Genomic DNA, 16,517 nt, shown 5'->3' with positions numbered 1-16,517 from the left:
CTCGTGCGCTCTCGCGTGTTCCCGGCCGTTTCGTCCCGGCCGTCCGGCTATCGACTGTACGGCCACGGCCCGGCGATGGGCAGGCGCAGCCGCAGTGATGTACGGCGCTTCGTACGGGACGGTCGCGAGCGGGAGTGCGCCTCAGTGCTTGGCCGGCAGGAAGCCCACCCGGTCGTACGCGTGGGCGAGGGTCTCCGCGGCGACGGCGCGGGCCTTCTCGGCGCCCTTGGCCAGGATCGAGTCCAGCGTCTCCGGGTCGTCCAGGTACTGCTGGGTCTGCTCGCGGAACGGCGTCACGAACTCGACCATGACCTCGGCCAGGTCCGTCTTGAGCGCGCCGTACCCCTTGCCCGCGTACTTCTCCTCCAGCGCGGGGATGCCCGTGCCGGTGAGCGTGGCGTAGATCGACAGCAGATTGCTGACGCCGGGCTTGGCCTCGGGGTCGAAGCGGATGACCGTGTCGGTGTCGGTGACCGCGCTCCTGACCTTCTTCGCGGTGGTCCTCGGGTCGTCGAGCAGGTTGATGAGGCCCTTCGGCGTGGACGCCGACTTGCTCATCTTGATCGACGGCTCCTGGAGGTCGTAGATCTTCGCCGTCTCCTTGAGGATGTACGCGGAGGGGACGGTGAAGGTCTCGCCGAAGCGGCCGTTGAAGCGCTCGGCCAGGTCGCGGGTCAGCTCGATGTGCTGGCGCTGGTCCTCGCCGACCGGCACCTGGTGCGCCTGGTAGAGGAGGATGTCGGCGACCTGGAGGACGGGGTACGTGAAGAGGCCGACGGAGGCCCGGTCGGCACCCTGCTTGGCGGACTTGTCCTTGAACTGGGTCATCCGGGACGCCTCGCCGAAGCCGGTGAGGCAGTTCATGACCCAGGCGAGCTGGGCGTGCTCGGGCACATGGCTCTGGACGAACAGCGTGCAGCGCTCCGGGTCGAGACCGGCGGCCAGCAGCTGGGCGGCGGCGAGCCGGGTGTTGGCGCGCAGCTCGGCCGGGTCCTGCGGGACCGTGATCGCGTGCAGGTCGACGACCATGTAGAAGGCGTCGTGGGACTCCTGGAGGGACACCCACTGGCGGACGGCGCCGAGGTAGTTGCCGAGGTGGAACGAGCCTGCGGTGGGCTGGATTCCGGAGAGCACGCGAGGTCGGTCGTTGGCCATGCTCACCATTCTCTCAGGTAACGGCCCCCGATCCGGAACTGGTCCGCAACAGCCGCGGCCCGAATCGCCTGCTGTTGTGCAACAGCCTCACCGGACGGCCGCCCCCCGGCGCGAGGGGGGCGGCCGTCGGCCGGTGATCAGCCGAGGTCGATCTCCGGGTAGAGCGGGAAGCCCGCCACGAGGTCGGAGGCCCGGTGGGCGATCTCCTCGGCGGTCTTGCCGTCCAGGACGTGCTGCGCCTTGGACGGGGCGCCCTTGGCGGTGGTGCCGGGCTCGGTCGCGGTCAGCACCCGGTCGATGAGAGCGGCGACCTCGTCCATCTCGGCGGTGCCGAGCCCCCGGGTGGTCAGCGCGGGCGTGCCGATCCGGACGCCGGAGGTGTACCAGGCGCCGTTGGGGTCGGCGGGGATCGCGTTGCGGTTGGTGACGATGCCGGAGTCCAGCAGCGCGGCCTCGGCCTGGCGGCCGGTCAGCCCGTAGGAGGAGGCGACGTCGATCAGGTTGAGGTGGTTGTCGGTGCCGCCGGTCACCAGGGTGGCGCCGCGCCGCGTCAGGCCCTCGGCCAGGGCGCGGGAGTTGTCGACGACCCGCCGGGCGTAGTCCTGGAAGGAGGGCTGCCGGGCCTCGGCCAGGGCGACCGCCTTGGCGGCCATCACGTGCGGGAGCGGGCCGCCGAGCACCATCGGGCAGCCGCGGTCGACCTGGTCCTTGAGGGAGTCGTCGCACAGGACCATGCCGCCGCGCGGGCCGCGCAGCGACTTGTGGGTGGTGGTGGTGACGATCTGGGCGTGCGGGACCGGGTCGAAGTCTCCGGTGAGGACCTTGCCCGCGACCAGCCCGGCGAAGTGGGCCATGTCGACCATGAGCGTGGCGCCGACCTCGTCGGCGATCTCGCGCATGATCCGGAAGTTCACCAGACGGGGGTAGGCCGAGTAGCCCGCGACGATGATCAGCGGCTTGAACTCGCGGGCGGTGGCGCGCAGGGCCTCGTAGTCGAGGAGGCCGGTGGCCGGGTCGGTGCCGTAGGAGCGCTGGTCGAACATCTTCCCGGAGATGTTCGGGCGGAAGCCGTGGGTGAGGTGGCCGCCGGCGTCCAGGGACATGCCCAGCATGCGCTGGTTGCCGAAGGCGGCACGCAGCTCGGCCCAGTCGGCGTCGCCGAGGTCGTTGACCTGGCGGACGCCGGTCTTCTCCAGGAAGGGCGCCTCGACCCGGTCGGCGAGGACCGCCCAGAAGGCGACCAGGTTGGCGTCGATGCCGGAGTGCGGCTGGACGTAGGCGTGGCGGGCGCCGAACAGCTCCCGGGCGTGCTCGGCGGCCAGCGACTCGACGGTGTCGACGTTGCGGCAGCCCGCGTAGAAGCGGCGGCCCACGGTGCCCTCGGCGTACTTGTCGCTGAACCAGTTGCCCATCGCGAGCAGCGTGGCCGGGGAGGCGTAGTTCTCGGAGGCGATCAGCTTGAGCATCTCGCGCTGGTCGGCCACCTCCTGGCCGATGGCGTCGGCGACGCGCGGTTCGACGGCGCGGATCACGTCGAGAGCGGCGCGGAAGGCGGTGGACTCGGTGGACAGGGGCGCGGACATCTGGGGACCTCCGGACGTGGCGTCGGCGTTCACGGGACGGCCCAGGCGCACGGCACAGATGCTGCTCGGGCCGCTTCCCGATGGTCGGTCCCATCTTCGGGTCCCGGCGTCCCGCCGGGGCCCAGCGCGCCAGTCACGGCCCTCGGCCAGCCTACCGGCCGGTGCCGGGACGGACGCCGCGGCGTCCACCATGCGGGCGGGGCGCGGCGGCCGTCCGGGCGGGCGGGCGGCGGTCAGGCGCCGTCGGCTCCGGTGGTGGTGCTGGTAGTGCTGGTGGTGCCGGTGGTGCCGGTGGTGCCGGTGGTGCCGGTGATGCTCCAGCGGCCGACCTCGCGGTAGGACGAGTCGTGGACGGCGGAGCCGTCACCGGGTTCGAGGGCGTAGTGGTGGAGGTTGCCGCCCCAGTAGCGCAGGATGCGGCCCAGTTCGCGGGCCCGCTCCTCGGGCGGCTGGGCCGGGTCCACCGTGACCTCCAGAAGGAACTGCACGTCCGTCGTCTCCCATCGGGTGGCGGGTTCGGGGGCCGGATCCGGTGGTTTCCATTGTTTCATTCAAGTGCTTCTTGGCACTTGGCGCAGACTGTCCGCAGGCGGGCCGGGCCGGCTGTCCGGAAAGTCTCAACCGGCGGGGAGGACTCGCGTGGAGGACCGGGTGCGGATCGCCGTGCTGGCGCGGTCGGCGGGGGTGTCGGTGCAGCAGATCCGCGTCTACGCCGACGGCGGGCTGCTGCCCCCGGCCGGGCGCACCGCGTCCGGCTACCGGGTCTTCACCGCCGTGCACGCCGAGGCGCTGGCGGCGCTGCGGGAACTGGCCGCCGGGCACGGCTGGCCGACGGCGCGCACGGTCATGCGGGCCGCGCACGCCGGGGACCTGCGGGCGGCGCTGGCCGCCGTCGACGCGAGCCACGCCGCCCTCGACCGGGAACGCGCCGGGCTGGCCGCCGTGGGCGAGGCGCTGGCGTCGGTCCTGGCCGGCGGCGCGCTCGCCCCGGCCGCCGGGCGCCGGGCGCCGCGCATCGGGGAGGCCGCGCGCGCCGTGGGGGTGAAGCCGCCGGTGCTGCGGCTGTGGGAGGAGCGCGGACTGCTGCGGCCGGACCGGGAGCCGGGCACGGGCTACCGCCGCTACCCGCCCGCCGAGTTGCAGGCGGCGCACGTCGTGGCGCTGCTGCGCCGGGGCGGCCATCCGCTCGCGGCGGCCGGGCCGGTCCTGGAGGCGCTGCGCGCGGGCGGCGGCCCGGACCGGGTCCGCGACGAACTCACCGCCCGCCGGGAGCGGTTGTACGAGCGCAGCAGCCGCCGTCTGGCCGCGTCCGCGGCCCTGTACGGCTATCTGCGCACCCTCGGCCACCTCGCCTGAGCCCGGCCGGTGCGCTCAGAGGATCACGTGCGGGACGAAGCGGGCGTACTCGTCCGTGATCAGACCGGACGACTCGCGGATGCCGAGACCGGCGGACTCGTCCCCGACGACCCAGGCGCCCAGGACGACATGGTTGCCGTCGAAGGCGGGCAGCGGGGCGAGGGCCTGGTAGCAGCACGCCTCGTCCTCCGAGGCGGACGCGGGCGCGTCCTCGGTGCCCGGCTCGTGCACCGTGACGCCCTCGCCCTCGCGGCCGAGCAGCGGCTTGGCCACGTAGCCGCTGGTGTCGGCCAGTTCGCGCGGGCCGTCGAGGTAGGCGGGGAGCAGGTTGGGGTGGCCGGGGTACAGCTCCCAGAGGACGGCCAGCAGCGCCTTGTTGCTCAGCAGCATCTTCCAGGCGGGCTCGATCCACAGGGTGGAGCCGGTGCCGCCGCCGTTGTCGAGGGTGTCCAGCACATGCCCGCCGAAGCGGTCGGTGGTCAGCCACTCCCAGGGGTAGAGCTTGAAGACGCTGCGGATGAACCGCAGTCCGTTGTCCACGAACCGCTCGGACAGCGGGTCCCAGCCGATCTCCTCGACGGAGATCCACTCGGTCTCCAGGCCCGCCTGCTCGGCGGTCTCCTTGAGGTAGGCGACCGTCATCAGGTCCTCGCCCAGCTCGTCCTCGGCGGAGTGCGCGAAGTGCAGCGGGGCGCCCGGCGGGAGCAGCTTCGCCTGCTCGCGCCACGCGGCGACGAGCCGGTCGTGCAGGGAGTTCCACTGGTCGGCGCCGGGGAAGCGGTCCTCCATCCAGAACCACTGCGGGGAGGCCGCCTCGACCAGCGAGGTCGGGGTGTCCGCGTTGTACTCCAGCAGCTTGGCCGGTCCCGTGCCGTCGTAGCGCAGGTCGAAGCGGCCGTAGACGGAGGGGAGTTCGGCCCGCCGGTGCCAGGACTCCGCGACCGCGGCGGCGACCCGCGGGTCGGTGATGCCGAGGTCGGCGAACCGCCCGGTGGCGACGATGTGCCCGGCCGCGGCCAGGCACATGCGGTGCAGTTCCTCGACGACGTCCTCCAGCGCCTCCACCTCGGGCAGCGAGAAGACGTAGCAGGCGCTCTCGTCCCAGTAGGGCCGCAGCGAGTCGTCGGGGTGGCGGGTGAGCGGGTAGATCAGGCCCTGCGCCTCGACGGTCTGCTGCCAGCCGGGGCGTGGTTCGAGGGTGCGGCGTTCCATCTCCGGCCTCAGCCGCCGGACTTGCCGTGGCCGCCGCCGAAACCGCCCCGGTCGACGCCGCCGTGGCTGCCGTGGCTGCCGCCGGTCACCGAGCCGGAGCTGGCGCCGGATCCGCCGGAGCTCTTGCGCGGCTTGGTGAACGAACCGCCGGTGACCCAGCCGCTCTTCTTCTTGCCGCCGTAGTACCAGGCGCTGTTGTACGAGGACTTGGTGGTCTTGCAGTTCTTGTCGGCGACGACCTTGTAGCCCTTGGAGAGCGAGTAGCTGCCGCGGTCCACGCACCGCTTGTCCGGGGCGGAGGAGCAGGAGGTGAGCGCGGCGGCCAGCAGCCCCATGCCCCCCAGGACGACCGTGCCCGATCGAAGCCGCCGTCGTGTGTCCGCCATGTCCCTGTCTCCCCGTCGCAATCGTCGTGTGATGCCGTGTGATGCCGTGCCGGTACGTGCTGTCGTTGTTCACGGCCGGAACCCGGTGGCCGGTTCCCGGCCGTCGCGCGTCGGCCAGCCTAGAGAGGGACGGGAGCATGCGTGCGGGCGGCCCCGTGCCGGTGGCTCGCCTACAGTCGGTGCGTGCTTCTGGGAATGGTGTGCGCGCTCGGCGCGGCGGTGTGTTTCGGTACGGCGACGGTGTTCCAGGCGGTCGCCGCGCGGGCGGCGGCCGGTGCGGACGGCGTCCAGGCCGGTCCGGGCGGTGACGCGGCGCTGCTGCTGCGGGCGCTGCGGCAGTGGCGGTACCTGCTGGGCCTCGGTCTTGACGGGGTCGGTTTTGTGCTTCAGATCGCGGCGCTGCGCTCCCTGCCGATCTACGTGGTGGGCGCGGCCCTGGCCTCCAGCCTGGCGGTGACGGCGGTGGCCGCGGCCCGGCTGCTGCGGGTGCGGCTCAGCGGCACGGAGTGGGCCGCGGTGGCGGTGGTCTGCGCCGGGCTCGCCCTGCTCGGGCTGGCCTCGGGCGCCGAGGGCGACAAGCCCGGTTCCACGGCCCTGAAGTGGGCGATGCTCGCCGCGGCCCTCGCCGTGCTGGCGCTGGGCACGGTGGCGGGGCGGCTGCCCGAGCGCGGCCGGGCGCTGCTGCTCGGTCTGGGCTCGGGCCTCGGCTTCGGCGTGGTCGAGGTGACGGTCCGGCTGATCGACTCGCTCTCCCCGGCGACGCTGTTCACCAACCCGGCGGCGTACGCCCTGGTCCTGGGCGGCGGTGCCGCCTTCCTGCTGCTCACCACCGCCCTCCAGCGCGGCTCGGTGACCACGGCCACCGCCGGTCTCGTGCTGGGCGAGACGCTCGGCCCGGCGGCGATCGGCGTGGTGTGGCTCGGCGACCGCACCCGGGACGGGCTGGCCTGGCTCGCGGTCCTCGGCTTCGCGGTCGCGGTGGCCGGGGCCCTGGCCCTGGCCCGCTTCGGCGAGGCCCCGACACCCGAGCCCGCACAGAAACAGGAACCGGCCGGCTCGTCCTGAACCCACCCCCACCCGACACGACCCCTGAGCGGTCCCGGCCGACCAACGGCCTCCACCTCCGCCCCGGCGCCGACCGTCTCAGCCGTCCCCGACGCCCCAGCCGCACTGGACGCACCGGCCGCATCAGCAGCCGTCCGCAGGCACCCTCCCCACCGCTCAGGGCAGCACCCGGCACAGCGCGTCCAGAGCCCCCGCCCACGCGTGATCGGGTGGCGTGCCGTAGCCGACGACCAGGGCGTCCAGTGGGGGCACCGTGGCGTCCGGGTGGCGGAAGCGGGAGAGGCCGTAGAGGGTGAGGTCCTGCCAGGCGGCGGCCTGCACCACCGCCTGCTCGGTGCCCGGTGGCAGCCGCAGCACGGCGTGCAGTCCGGCGGCGATGCCGGTGGGGCGGACCGCGGGGGCGGCGGTGGCCAGCGCCGCCACCAGGGCGTCGCGGCGGCGCCGGTAGCGCAGCCGGGCGGCGCGCACATGGCGGTCGTGGGCACCGGAGGTGATGAACTCCGCCAGCGTCAGCTGGTCCAGCACCCCGCAGACCTCGGCGTGCCCCTTGGCCCGGACCGCCGCCTCGGCCAGGTCCGGGGGCAGCACCATCCAGGCCAGCCGCAGGCCGGGGGCCAGGGACTTGCTCGCGGTGCCCAGACAGACGACGTGGCCGGGGTCGAGGCCCTGGAGCGCGCCGACCGGCTGGCGGTCGTAGCGGAACTCGCCGTCGTAGTCGTCCTCCAGGACCAGCCCGCCGGTGCGCCGCGCCCAGTCGGTGACGGCCGCGCGCCGGTCCGGGGGCAGGGCCACTCCCATCGGGAACTGGTGCGAGGGGGTGAGCAGGACCGCCCCGGTGCCGGGCGGCGGTGCGACGACCGTGCCGCGTTCGTCGAAGGGCAGCGGGCGGGTGCGCAGACCGGCCCGGGTCAGCTGGTCCCGGTGCAGGTCGAGGCCGTACGACTCGACGGCGACGGTGTCCGTGCCGCGCTCGCGCAGCACCTCCCCGAGGATCCGCAGGCCGTGCGCGAACCCGGCGCACACCACGATGTGCTCCGGGCCGGTGCGCACGCCGCGCACCCGGGCGAGATACCCGGCCAGCGCGGTGCGCAGCTCGGCCGTGCCGCGCGGGTCGCCGTAGCCGAGGACGTGGTGCGGGGCCGTGGTGAGCGCGCGGCGGGCCGCCCTGAGCCATGCGGCGCGGGGGAAGGAGGCCAGGTCGGGGCTGCCGGGGCGCAGGTCGTACCGGGGGCGGTGCGGGGTGCGGTGCGGGCCCGGCGGGGCGGTGGCGGAGGCGGCGACCGCCCGGTCGGCGACCTGGGTGCCGGAGCCCTGGCGGGCGGTGAGCCAGCCCTCGGCGACGAGGTCGGCGTAGGCGTCGGCGACGGTGTTGCGGGCGACGCCGAGGTCGGCGGCGAGGCTGCGGGAGGACGGCAGCCGGGTGCCGGGGGCGAGCCGGCCGGTGCGGACCGCCTCCCGCAGGGCGTCGGTCAGCCCGCGCCGCACCCCTGGACCGGCCGGTTCCAGATGGAGGTCGACGCCCAGAGTGGCCCATGTTCTCGCCATGGAAATGGACCATACCCCTGGGACGCTTCGCGCCTAGGGTCGAGCACATGAGCACGGAGACTGAAGCGGAATCCGCCGACACCCCCTACGCGGCCGAGCAGGCGCCCCGCCTGTCCTGGCACCAGTACGCCCCCGAGGTCTACAAGGCCATGATCCGCCTGGACACGGCCGCCAAGCGGGGGCTCGAACCCCGGCTGTACGAGCTGGTGAAGATCCGGGCCTCCCAGCTCAACCACTGCGCGTTCTGCCTGGACATGCACACCAGGGACGCCCTCGCGGCCGGCGAGAGCGTGGAGCGGATCGTGCAGCTCAGCGCGTGGGAGGAGTCGCGGCACTTCTACACGGAGAAGGAGCTGGCCGCGATCGAGCTGACCGAGGCCGTGACCGTCCTGACCGACGGCTTCGTGCCGGACGCGGTGTACGAGAGGGCCGCCCGGCACTTCGAGGAGGCCGAGCTGTCCCAGCTGATCGCGGCCATCGCGGTGATCAACGCCTGGAACCGGTTCGGCGTGACCACCCGGATGACCCCGGGCCACTACCGGCCGGGGGCGCACAAGTGAGCCGGACCCGGCTGCTGGACCCTGAGGTGTCGGGGGCGATGTCGGCGCTGAGCGCGGCGGCCAAGAAGGGGCTGGGCGATCCGGTCCTGGCCGAACTGGTCATGATCCGGGCCTCGCAGCTCAACCACTGCGCGTTCTGCCTGGACATGCATCTCGCAGTCGCCCGGAAGAACGGCGAGTCGGAGGACCGGATCCAGCTCCTGAACGCCTGGGAGGAGACCGAGGACCTGTTCACCGGGCGCGAGCGGGCGGCGCTCGCGCTGACCGAGGCGGTCACCGTGCTGACGGACGGCTTCGTGCCGGACGCGGTGTACGAGGAGGCCGCCCGCCACTTCGACGAGGCCGCGCTCGCCCATCTGATCGCGCTGGTCACCGTCATCAACGGCTGGAACCGCCTGATGGTCGCCCGCCGTGTCCCGCCGGGAGGTCACCGGCCGTGAACGGCACCGAGACCTTCCGCGCCCTGCACCACGGGCGGCTGCCCGACGACCCCCTGATCCTGCCCGGCCCCTGGGACGCGGCCAGCGCCCGGGTCTTCGCGGAGGCCGGGTTCCCGGCGCTCGCCACCCCCAGCGCGGGCGTCGCCGCGTCCCTCGGGTACGCCGACGGGGACGTCCCGGCGGACGAGATGTTCGCCGCGGTGGCACGCATCACGCGCGCCGTGGACGTACCGGTGTCGGCGGACGTCGAGGGCGGCTACGGGCTGCCGGCGAAGGAGCTGGTGGAACGGCTGCTGGAGGCGGGCGCCGTGGGCTGCAACCTGGAGGACTCCGACGGGGGTGTCCTCAAGGACCCGCGGGAGCACGCCGACTACCTCGCCGAGGTCCGCGCGGCCGCCGGTGACCGGCTGTTCCTCAACGCCCGCGTCGACACCTTCGTGCACGGCGACGGCGATCCCGGCCGGGCCATCGGCCGGGCCGGGCGGTACGTGGCCGCGGGCGCGGACTGCGTGTACCCGATCCTCGCGCCGGAGGACGTCCTGCCCCTGCTGCGCGCCGGGATCCAGGGCCCGCTGAACGCCCTGCACCGCCCGGCCCCCGACGCCCCTTCCCCCACCGCCCTCGGCACCCTCGGCGCCACCCGCGTCACCTTCGGCCCGGGGCTCCAGCGCCGGACGGCCCAGGCCCTGCGCGAGATCGCGGACGGGCTGCTCCGGCAGGGACCCGGGACGCTCCCGCACACCGGGTGAGCCGGGTCAGCCCGCGAACCAGCGGACCGGTCCCGGGGTGAGGTTCTGGTAGGTGTGCTTGGTCTCGCGGTACTCGGCCAGGCCGGTGGGGCCGAGTTCGCGGCCGAGGCCGCTCTTGCCGAAGCCGCCCCACTCGGCCTGCGGCAGGCAGGGGTGGAAGTCGTTGATCCAGACGGTGCCGTGGCGCAGCCGTCCCGCCACCCGGCGGGCACGGCCCGCGTCGGCGGTCCACACCGCCCCGGCCAGGCCGTACTCGGTGTCGTTGGCGAGCGCGACCGCCTCCTGCTCGGTGCGGAAGGTCTCCACGGTGAGGACGGGTCCGAAGACCTCCTCGCGGACGGCCTTCATCTGGCGGTGGCAGCGGTCGAGGACGGTCGGCTCGTGGAAGAAGCCGGTGGCGGGCCGGTACGCGGCGGGCTCGGGGCGCCCGCCCCCGCAGCGCACCACGGCGCCCTCGGCGAGCGCGGCGGCGACGTACGCCTCCGTACGGGCGCGCCGCTCCTCGGAGACGAGCGGGCCGCACTCGACGCCGGGCTCGGTCCCGCGGCCCAGCCGGATGTGCCGCGCCCGCTGGGCGAGTTCGGCGACGAAACGTTCCTTCACGGACTCCTCGACGATCAGCCGGGAGCCCGCCGAACAGACCTGGCCGCTGTGCACGAAGGCCGCGTTGAGGGCCTGGTCGACGGCGGTGTCGAAACCGTCGTCGGTGGCGCAGGCGTCGGCGAAGACGACATTGGGGTTCTTGCCGCCGAGCCCGAGGACGACCCGCTTCACGGTGGCCGCCGCGGCACGGGCCACCTCGGTGCCCGCGGCCCGGCTCCCGGTGAACGAGACCAGGTCGGCCCCGGGATGCCCGGCGAGCCGGGCACCGGCCGTGCGGCCGGACCCGGTGACGAGGTTGGCCGCACCGGCGGGCAGCCCCGCCTCGGCGAGCAGGTCGACGAGCGCGACGGTCGTCAGCGGGGTCAGCTCGCTCGGCTTGACCACGAAGGTGTTGCCCACGGCGAGCGCCGGGGCGATCTTCCAGCCGGCCTGGAGCAGCGGGTAGTCGCAGGACGTGATCAGCGCGCAGACGCCGACCGGCTCGTGCCCGACGACGCTGTGGATGTCGGGCGAGCCCGCGTCCACGACCCGGCCGGGCGCCTCGGCGGCGACGAGGTCGGCGAAGTGGCGGAAGGCGTCGGCGACGCAGTCCACGTCGACCCGGCCCTCCTCCAGCGTCTTGCCGGCGTCCCGGCTCTCCAGCAGGGCGAGCCGCTCGCGGTCGCGCAGCAGCAGACCGGCGACGTGGCGCAGCAGTTCGGCGCGGGCGGCGACCGGAGTGCGCGGCCAGGCGCCCTCCCCGCCGTCGAAGGCGTGCCGGGCGGCCTCCACGGCGAGGTCCACGTCCTGGGCGCCGCCCTCGGCGACCACGGCGCACACGGTCGCGTCCGCGGGGTCGAGGATGTCGCGCGTCGCACCGGAGTACGCCTGGCGCCACTCCCCGCCCATGTGCAGGGTGGGGTGTGCCGGGCGCTGGCCGGGGTGCGCCGCACGCCGGGCGCTGCCTGCCTCATCCGTCTCGTCCGGTCCGACCGGCTTGTCCGGCACTGCCTTCCGCTCCCTCACCGTCGCCGGGGTGACGCGGATGCCACCCCCGGGGCCGGGGGCATCTGCCCTCTTCCCCCGGCTCCCATGCGTGATCGGCGGGTGAACGTGCCGCGTGTCACGGATCTTGGCCGCTTACGGGCACAAAACGCGCGGCGGGCACCACCGCTGCGGGCACGGCGGCGGGGCTCAGCCGGTGGGCGCCGGGCACACCGCGCCCGGCGGGCAGAACCAGCCCAGCGCCGTGGTGAGAGCGGCCAGCGCACCGCCCCCGCTGTCCGAGTCGGGCCCGTAGGAGGCGATGGCGTAGACCTTCCCGTCGGCGGCCGCGAACCGCTCGTCGTAGACGTGCCAGGTGCCGATGTCCGGCTGGCCCTTGAGCGAGTCGGCGACGTACTCCAGACGGGTGCCGCTCACCCCGTCCGTCTGCACGTGGTCCAGGGCCAGCGCCCGGAAGCCGGAGGGCTTGGGGACCGCGTCGGAGAGGTAGAGCGTGAAGGAGGCGTCGGGCGAGTCCTCCGCCACCTGGTAGACCTGGATCCGCCGACGGCCCGAGCCGCTGCTGTAGTTGACGATGTCGATGCCGAACTGGGAAGCGACCGTGCGGCGTTCCCAGCCGTCGGGCACGGCGATCCTGAAGCCCTCCGGGTCGTCGCGGACGGCGTATCCGGCGGGGGGCTCCGCCGTGGCCGCTCGCGTGGCCGGATCCGGCTCCTGGCCGCCGGTGACCGTCCCGCCGGAGACGTCCGTGGACCACGACGGCTCGGGCCAGGAGGCCGGGGTGGACAGGTCCGCGGCCGGGGTGGACATGTCCGCGGCCGACGCGACCTGGTCGTCGTCGCTCCCGCCGCCCAGGCTCAGCGTCACCACCAGGGCGACGACGCCGGTCCCGGCGGCCGCGGCCGCCGCCGTCCACAGTCTGCGGCGGCCGTGGACGCCGGACCCGGCCGCTGCGGACGGCGGTCCCGACACGGTCCACCGGCCGGTGGGCGCGTCCGGGTCCCGGACCGGTCCCGGCGCCGGTACGTCCGGTGCGTGGTCGGGCCGGGCGGGCGGCGGCGACGTCGCCACGGGCGCATCCCGCCTGCCGTTCTCCCAGCGCTGGGTCTCCTCGTTCCAGTACCGGCCGCCCCCGTGCATCACCACCGTGTTCTCCTTCCCCCGTCCGTGTCTGCCGTCCGGGCGGGCCGCCCGGCGGGTCACATGCCGAGCAGTCCGGCCACCGATCCGGCCGAGGCGAAGACGGCCAGCACCGACTGGGCGTCGGCGAGCAGTTCGCGCAGCCGCTGCCGCCTGCTCTCCCCCGCGCTCCCGGTACGGGTGATCTCGTCCTCGGTGTCGGCCAGGGCCGCGTCCAGGTCCCGGCTCCGGTCGCTCGCCCGGACCCGTTGCAGATCGGCCCGCAACTCCCGGACCGCGGTGAGCAGTTCCTCGGCCGCCGCGTCGCGCGGGGCCGCCGCGTGGTGGCTCTCGGCGTGCGCGTGGCTGCCGATGGCGAACGTGCTGTGCGAGACGTCGCCGATGCTGACGCCGGGCTCATCGGCCGTGGTCATCGTGGCTGTTTCCCTTCTGCGGCGCGAAACCGCCGGTGGTCGCCGAGGATCCGGCCCGCGCGTGCGTGCCGATGGCGAACGTGCTCTGGGCGACGGAGTCGATGTGCACCCCGCCGTTGCTGATGTTGACGACCTTCTGCACGAACTCGCCGGTCTGGTAGCCGTGTTCGGACAGGGCCGTGCGGACGCCCTGGGCGATGCGGTCCTGGACGCTGCGCAGATAGCGGTCGACGTCCATCTGCTGGAAGGTCGATCCGGAGTCGGCGGCGCCCAGTTCCCGTACGGACAGCGCCGGGCCGTCGGGCAGGGCGTCCGCGTAGCCGCCGGTGAGCAGTTGCCAGGCGTGGCCCGCCGCCCGGCACAGGGTGAGGAAGGAACTCGTCACCGACAGGGGCACCTGTCCGGCGGCCCAGGTCGCCATGCCGAGCCAGCCGTTGGCGCGGAACCGGTGGGCCGTGCGGTCGGCGTCCTTGAAGTCCTCGCGGACCGGCATCAGCACATGCGGGGCGATCTCCAGCATGAGCATGCGCCCCTGGGTGTGCACCCGGATGTACACGGTGACGACCAGTTCCTCCTCCCAGCCGCCGACCCGCACCCGCAGGAAGTGCCGCCGCTTCTCGGCGCCCTCCTCGACGGCGCGGTCCCGGTGCTCCTCGAACGCCTCCTGGCTGTAGGGGGCGTCCTGCCGCAGGGACAGCCCCTCGGCGGGCAGGAACACGCACTCGTCCAGCTCCAGCCAGCGCAGCCGGTCGCGCACGGTGTGCCCCGCGTACTCCGGGGGCAGCCGCAGCCCCTCCAGGAGCGGCCGTACGGTGTCCAGGACCGTGCGGTTGCGCAGCGGGCGCGGTGTACGGCCCTCGACGGGGCGCATCTCGACGGCGAGCACCCAGGTGTCGTACGCCCGGCCCGCGCCGCAGAACGGGCGGGACTCGCGGTACATCACCAGCGGGGCGTGCTGTTCGAGCCGGATGCGCTCCTTGAGCCGCTGGAAGCGCGGGTCGTCGGCGCGCTCCGCCGGGTCGGAGGCGGCGTCCGGGAAGCGGTCCGGGGCCAGTTCGCCGCCGAGCGCGCGGGCGAACTGGCTGCGCTGGACGCCCGCGGCCACGGCGACGGCCAGGAACAGCACCAGCGCGAGCCACGCCTGGAGCGCCGTCATCCGGTCGTGGCCGCCCGCCAGCCGGGACAGGGCGGGCAGCAGGCCCAGCAGGAAGCCCTTGAAGCCGGTGGCCTCGTAGGTGTCCCGCTCGCTGGAGAAGGCGGCGACCACGGTGGCGAGCAGGAAGAGGGCGAACACCAGCCGGCCCAGCCAGCGCAGGGCGGCGGCCATGGCCCGGCGCTGCGCCGGTGCGCTCGGGTCCTCGCCGCGGGCGGCCACCCCCATCGCGAGCAGCAGACTGGGCAGCAGATACGCCACCATCACCCCGCCGGTCAGCGGCCAGCCGACGATCCACAGTCCCACGATCCCGGCGGCCCACCCGACCTCCGTACGGCGGGCGCGCAGCGCGTGCGCGAGGACGCGGGCCGCGTCGAAGCCGAGGGAAGGGGCCACCAGGCGCTGTTCGTTGAGGTGCAGTTCCTCGATCACGCGGTCCCGGTAGGCGGGATCCAGATAGGTCCCCGCGCACAGCAGCCGGGTGGCCTCGCTGGCGTGCGGCGGCACGGGCGGGGGCGCGTCAGGAGGCGCCGGATGCGGCTGTGGCGGCACGGACACGGTGTTCACGTGGCTCCCCCGAGGTGTGAACGGTCATCACTGCGCGTGACACTGATGGGCCATCAGCATAGGGGGCGGGCGAGCCACAGGGGAAGCGAACAGTCAAGAGGATGCCGCAGTGGCGCGAACCACACCGTGTCCGGCCGGGACGCACGCGGGCCCCGCTCCGGCCGAACCGGAACGGGGCCCGTGCGCGGGCGCGGTGGCTCAGATGAGGCCGAGGGCGCGGACCGCGTCGCGCTCCTCCGCCAGCTCCTGCACGGAGGCGTCGATGCGGGCGCGGGAGAACTCGTTGATCTCCAGGCCCTGGACGATCTCGTACACGCCGTCCTTGGTGGTGACGGGGAAGGACGAGATCAGGCCCTCCGGGACGCCGTAGGAGCCGTCCGAGGGGATGCCCATGGAGACCCAGTCGCCCTCGGCGGTGCCGTTGACCCAGGTGTGCACGTGGTCGATGGCGGCGTTGGCGGCGGAGGCGGCCGACGAGGCGCCGCGGGCCTCGATGATGGCGGCGCCGCGCTTGGCGACGGTCGGGATGAAGTCCTCGGCCAGCCACTTCTCGTCGTTGACGGTCTCGGCGGCGTTCTTGCCGGCGACCGTGGCGTGGAAGATGTCCGGGTACTGGGTGGCGGAGTGGTTGCCCCAGATGGTCAGCCGCTTGATGTCGGCGACCGTGGTGCCCGTCTTCTTCGCGAGCTGGGTCAGCGCGCGGTTGTGGTCGAGGCGGGTCATCGCGGTGAAGCGCTCGGCCGGTACGTCCGGGGCGGCGGCCTGGGCGATCAGCGCGTTGGTGTTCGCCGGGTTGCCGACGACCAGGACCTTGACGTCGTCCGCCGCGTGGTCGTTGATGGCCTTGCCCTGCGGCTTGAAGATGCCGCCGTTGGCCTCCAGCAGGTCGCCGCGCTCCATGCCCTTGGTGCGCGGGCGGGCGCCGACGAGCAGGGCGACGTTGGTGCCGTCGAAGGCGACGTTCGGGTCGTCCGAGATGTCGATGCCCTGGAGCAGCGGGAACGCGCAGTCGTCCAGCTCCATGGCCGTGCCCTCGGCGGCCTTCAGGGCCGGGGTGATCTCCAGGAGCCGCAGCTTGACCGGCACGTCCGCGCCGAGCAGCTGGCCGGAGGCGATGCGGAAGAGCAGGGCGTAACCGATCTGGCCGGCCGCGCCGGTGACGGTGACGTTCACGGGAGTGCGGGTCATGGCGTTCTCCGTAGACAGCTGGCGGTCGGGGCGTCCCTGCCCCGGGGTGCGGGGATCCCCGCGACCGGCCGCGGAGACCGGACGTCCGCCACGGTGATCGATCACGCGTACGGATGATCGATCTCTTGGCGTCAAGAGAGATCCAGCGGTCAGGCTATCGCGCATCCGGCATGCCGGACGTCCGGCCCCCTGTGGCCCGTCCCACAGAGTGAGCCGGTCACCGGCGGGGAACACGCGGGGAACACACGGGAGGCGGCCGTCCGTCCGGGAGAGGGAGAGACGGAACGGCCGCCGAATGGGGGTACCGGAGCACCGGACTCCCGTGGGGGTACGGTCCACGTGCCCCGGACGGCGGGCCTCATGCGCACCGCACCCGGTTTCTTTTCCGGACCGGTGCGGCTCCTTCACGAGCCGAGCC

The 16,517-nt window shown here is 74.0% G+C and carries 16 protein-coding genes; 5 read left to right on the top strand and 11 right to left on the bottom strand.

Annotated features, from left to right (window positions below):
- Window positions 1-141 precede the first annotated feature (141 nt).
- The 3 genes from trpS to ACWDYF_RS19440 form a co-directional block, all read right to left on the bottom strand.
- Window positions 142-1,155: a tryptophan--tRNA ligase gene (trpS, locus tag ACWDYF_RS19450; RefSeq protein ID WP_381736642.1), complete on the bottom strand. Its 1,014-nt coding sequence runs from the start codon at window positions 1,153-1,155 to the stop codon at window positions 142-144.
- A gap of 137 nt (window positions 1,156-1,292) precedes the next feature.
- Window positions 1,293-2,738 carry a glycine hydroxymethyltransferase gene (locus ACWDYF_RS19445; protein WP_381736643.1) on the bottom strand — a complete coding sequence of 482 codons (1,446 nt, stop codon included), beginning with the start codon at window positions 2,736-2,738 and terminating at the stop codon, window positions 1,293-1,295.
- A 233-nt stretch (window positions 2,739-2,971) separates the two neighbouring features.
- The gene (locus ACWDYF_RS19440; RefSeq protein WP_389469768.1) at window positions 2,972-3,226 is read right to left on the bottom strand and encodes a hypothetical protein; all 255 of its coding nucleotides are present in this window, start codon (window positions 3,224-3,226) and stop codon (window positions 2,972-2,974) included.
- 151 nt (window positions 3,227-3,377) lie between these two features.
- Here ACWDYF_RS19440 and ACWDYF_RS19435 point away from each other — a divergent pair, with 151 nt between their 5' ends.
- Window positions 3,378-4,094, top strand: coding sequence for a MerR family transcriptional regulator (locus ACWDYF_RS19435; RefSeq protein ID WP_389469770.1), 717 nt, complete (start codon window positions 3,378-3,380; stop codon window positions 4,092-4,094).
- A 15-nt stretch (window positions 4,095-4,109) separates the two neighbouring features.
- Here ACWDYF_RS19435 and ACWDYF_RS19430 read toward each other — a convergent pair whose 3' ends face one another.
- Window positions 4,110-5,306 (bottom strand): glutathionylspermidine synthase family protein, encoded by a 1,197-nt coding sequence (locus ACWDYF_RS19430; RefSeq protein WP_389469773.1) that lies wholly within the window; start codon window positions 5,304-5,306, stop codon window positions 4,110-4,112.
- An 8-nt stretch (window positions 5,307-5,314) separates the two neighbouring features.
- Window positions 5,315-5,692, bottom strand: a complete 378-nt coding sequence (locus tag ACWDYF_RS19425) for a hypothetical protein (RefSeq protein WP_381736647.1) — start codon at window positions 5,690-5,692, stop codon at window positions 5,315-5,317.
- 195 nt (window positions 5,693-5,887) lie between these two features.
- Between ACWDYF_RS19425 and ACWDYF_RS19420 the strand changes: the two genes are divergently transcribed.
- A complete protein-coding gene (locus tag ACWDYF_RS19420; protein WP_389469860.1) occupies window positions 5,888-6,757 on the top strand; it encodes a hypothetical protein in 870 nt (289 codons plus the stop codon).
- A gap of 156 nt (window positions 6,758-6,913) precedes the next feature.
- On the opposite strand, the gene pdxR is transcribed toward ACWDYF_RS19420, so the two are convergent.
- Window positions 6,914-8,302 (bottom strand): MocR-like pyridoxine biosynthesis transcription factor PdxR, encoded by a 1,389-nt coding sequence (pdxR, locus tag ACWDYF_RS19415; RefSeq protein ID WP_389469776.1) that lies wholly within the window; start codon window positions 8,300-8,302, stop codon window positions 6,914-6,916.
- A gap of 47 nt (window positions 8,303-8,349) precedes the next feature.
- On the opposite strand from pdxR, the gene ACWDYF_RS19410 reads away from it, so the two are divergent.
- The 3 genes from ACWDYF_RS19410 to ACWDYF_RS19400 are packed head-to-tail and all read left to right on the top strand — an operon-like array spanning window position 8,350 to window position 10,051.
- The gene (locus ACWDYF_RS19410; RefSeq protein ID WP_018564932.1) at window positions 8,350-8,862 is read left to right on the top strand and encodes a carboxymuconolactone decarboxylase family protein; all 513 of its coding nucleotides are present in this window, start codon (window positions 8,350-8,352) and stop codon (window positions 8,860-8,862) included.
- Window positions 8,859-9,302 carry a carboxymuconolactone decarboxylase family protein gene (locus ACWDYF_RS19405; RefSeq protein WP_389469781.1) on the top strand — a complete coding sequence of 148 codons (444 nt, stop codon included), beginning with the start codon at window positions 8,859-8,861 and terminating at the stop codon, window positions 9,300-9,302. The genes ACWDYF_RS19410 and ACWDYF_RS19405 overlap by 4 nt, the downstream gene beginning before the upstream one ends.
- Window positions 9,299-10,051: an isocitrate lyase/PEP mutase family protein gene (locus ACWDYF_RS19400; RefSeq protein ID WP_389469784.1), complete on the top strand. Its 753-nt coding sequence runs from the start codon at window positions 9,299-9,301 to the stop codon at window positions 10,049-10,051. The genes ACWDYF_RS19405 and ACWDYF_RS19400 overlap by 4 nt, the downstream gene beginning before the upstream one ends.
- A gap of 6 nt (window positions 10,052-10,057) precedes the next feature.
- On the opposite strand, the gene ACWDYF_RS19395 is transcribed toward ACWDYF_RS19400, so the two are convergent.
- The 5 genes from ACWDYF_RS19395 to ACWDYF_RS19375 all read right to left on the bottom strand — a co-directional run bounded on the left by ACWDYF_RS19395 (window position 10,058) and on the right by ACWDYF_RS19375 (window position 16,099).
- A complete protein-coding gene (locus ACWDYF_RS19395; RefSeq protein ID WP_389469862.1) occupies window positions 10,058-11,542 on the bottom strand; it encodes an aldehyde dehydrogenase family protein in 1,485 nt (494 codons plus the stop codon).
- A gap of 285 nt (window positions 11,543-11,827) precedes the next feature.
- Window positions 11,828-12,778 carry a hypothetical protein gene (locus tag ACWDYF_RS19390; RefSeq protein WP_389469864.1) on the bottom strand — a complete coding sequence of 317 codons (951 nt, stop codon included), beginning with the start codon at window positions 12,776-12,778 and terminating at the stop codon, window positions 11,828-11,830.
- Between the two features lie 59 nt (window positions 12,779-12,837).
- Window positions 12,838-13,191, bottom strand: a complete 354-nt coding sequence (locus tag ACWDYF_RS19385; RefSeq protein ID WP_389469787.1) for a hypothetical protein — start codon at window positions 13,189-13,191, stop codon at window positions 12,838-12,840.
- On the bottom strand, window positions 13,175-14,911 hold the full coding sequence (locus tag ACWDYF_RS19380) for a COX15/CtaA family protein (protein WP_389469789.1): 1,737 nt from the start codon (window positions 14,909-14,911) through the stop codon (window positions 13,175-13,177). Before ACWDYF_RS19380 ends, ACWDYF_RS19385 begins: the two co-directional genes overlap by 17 nt.
- A gap of 198 nt (window positions 14,912-15,109) precedes the next feature.
- Window positions 15,110-16,099 carry a malate dehydrogenase gene (locus ACWDYF_RS19375; RefSeq protein ID WP_381736652.1) on the bottom strand — a complete coding sequence of 330 codons (990 nt, stop codon included), beginning with the start codon at window positions 16,097-16,099 and terminating at the stop codon, window positions 15,110-15,112.
- Between the last annotated feature and the right edge of the window lie 418 nt (window positions 16,100-16,517).

It is taken from the genome of Streptomyces sp. NPDC003284 (assembly GCF_053589675.1).
Note: the sequence above shows the minus strand (reverse complement) of the source record. Positions and strands in the feature narration are given on the sequence as shown.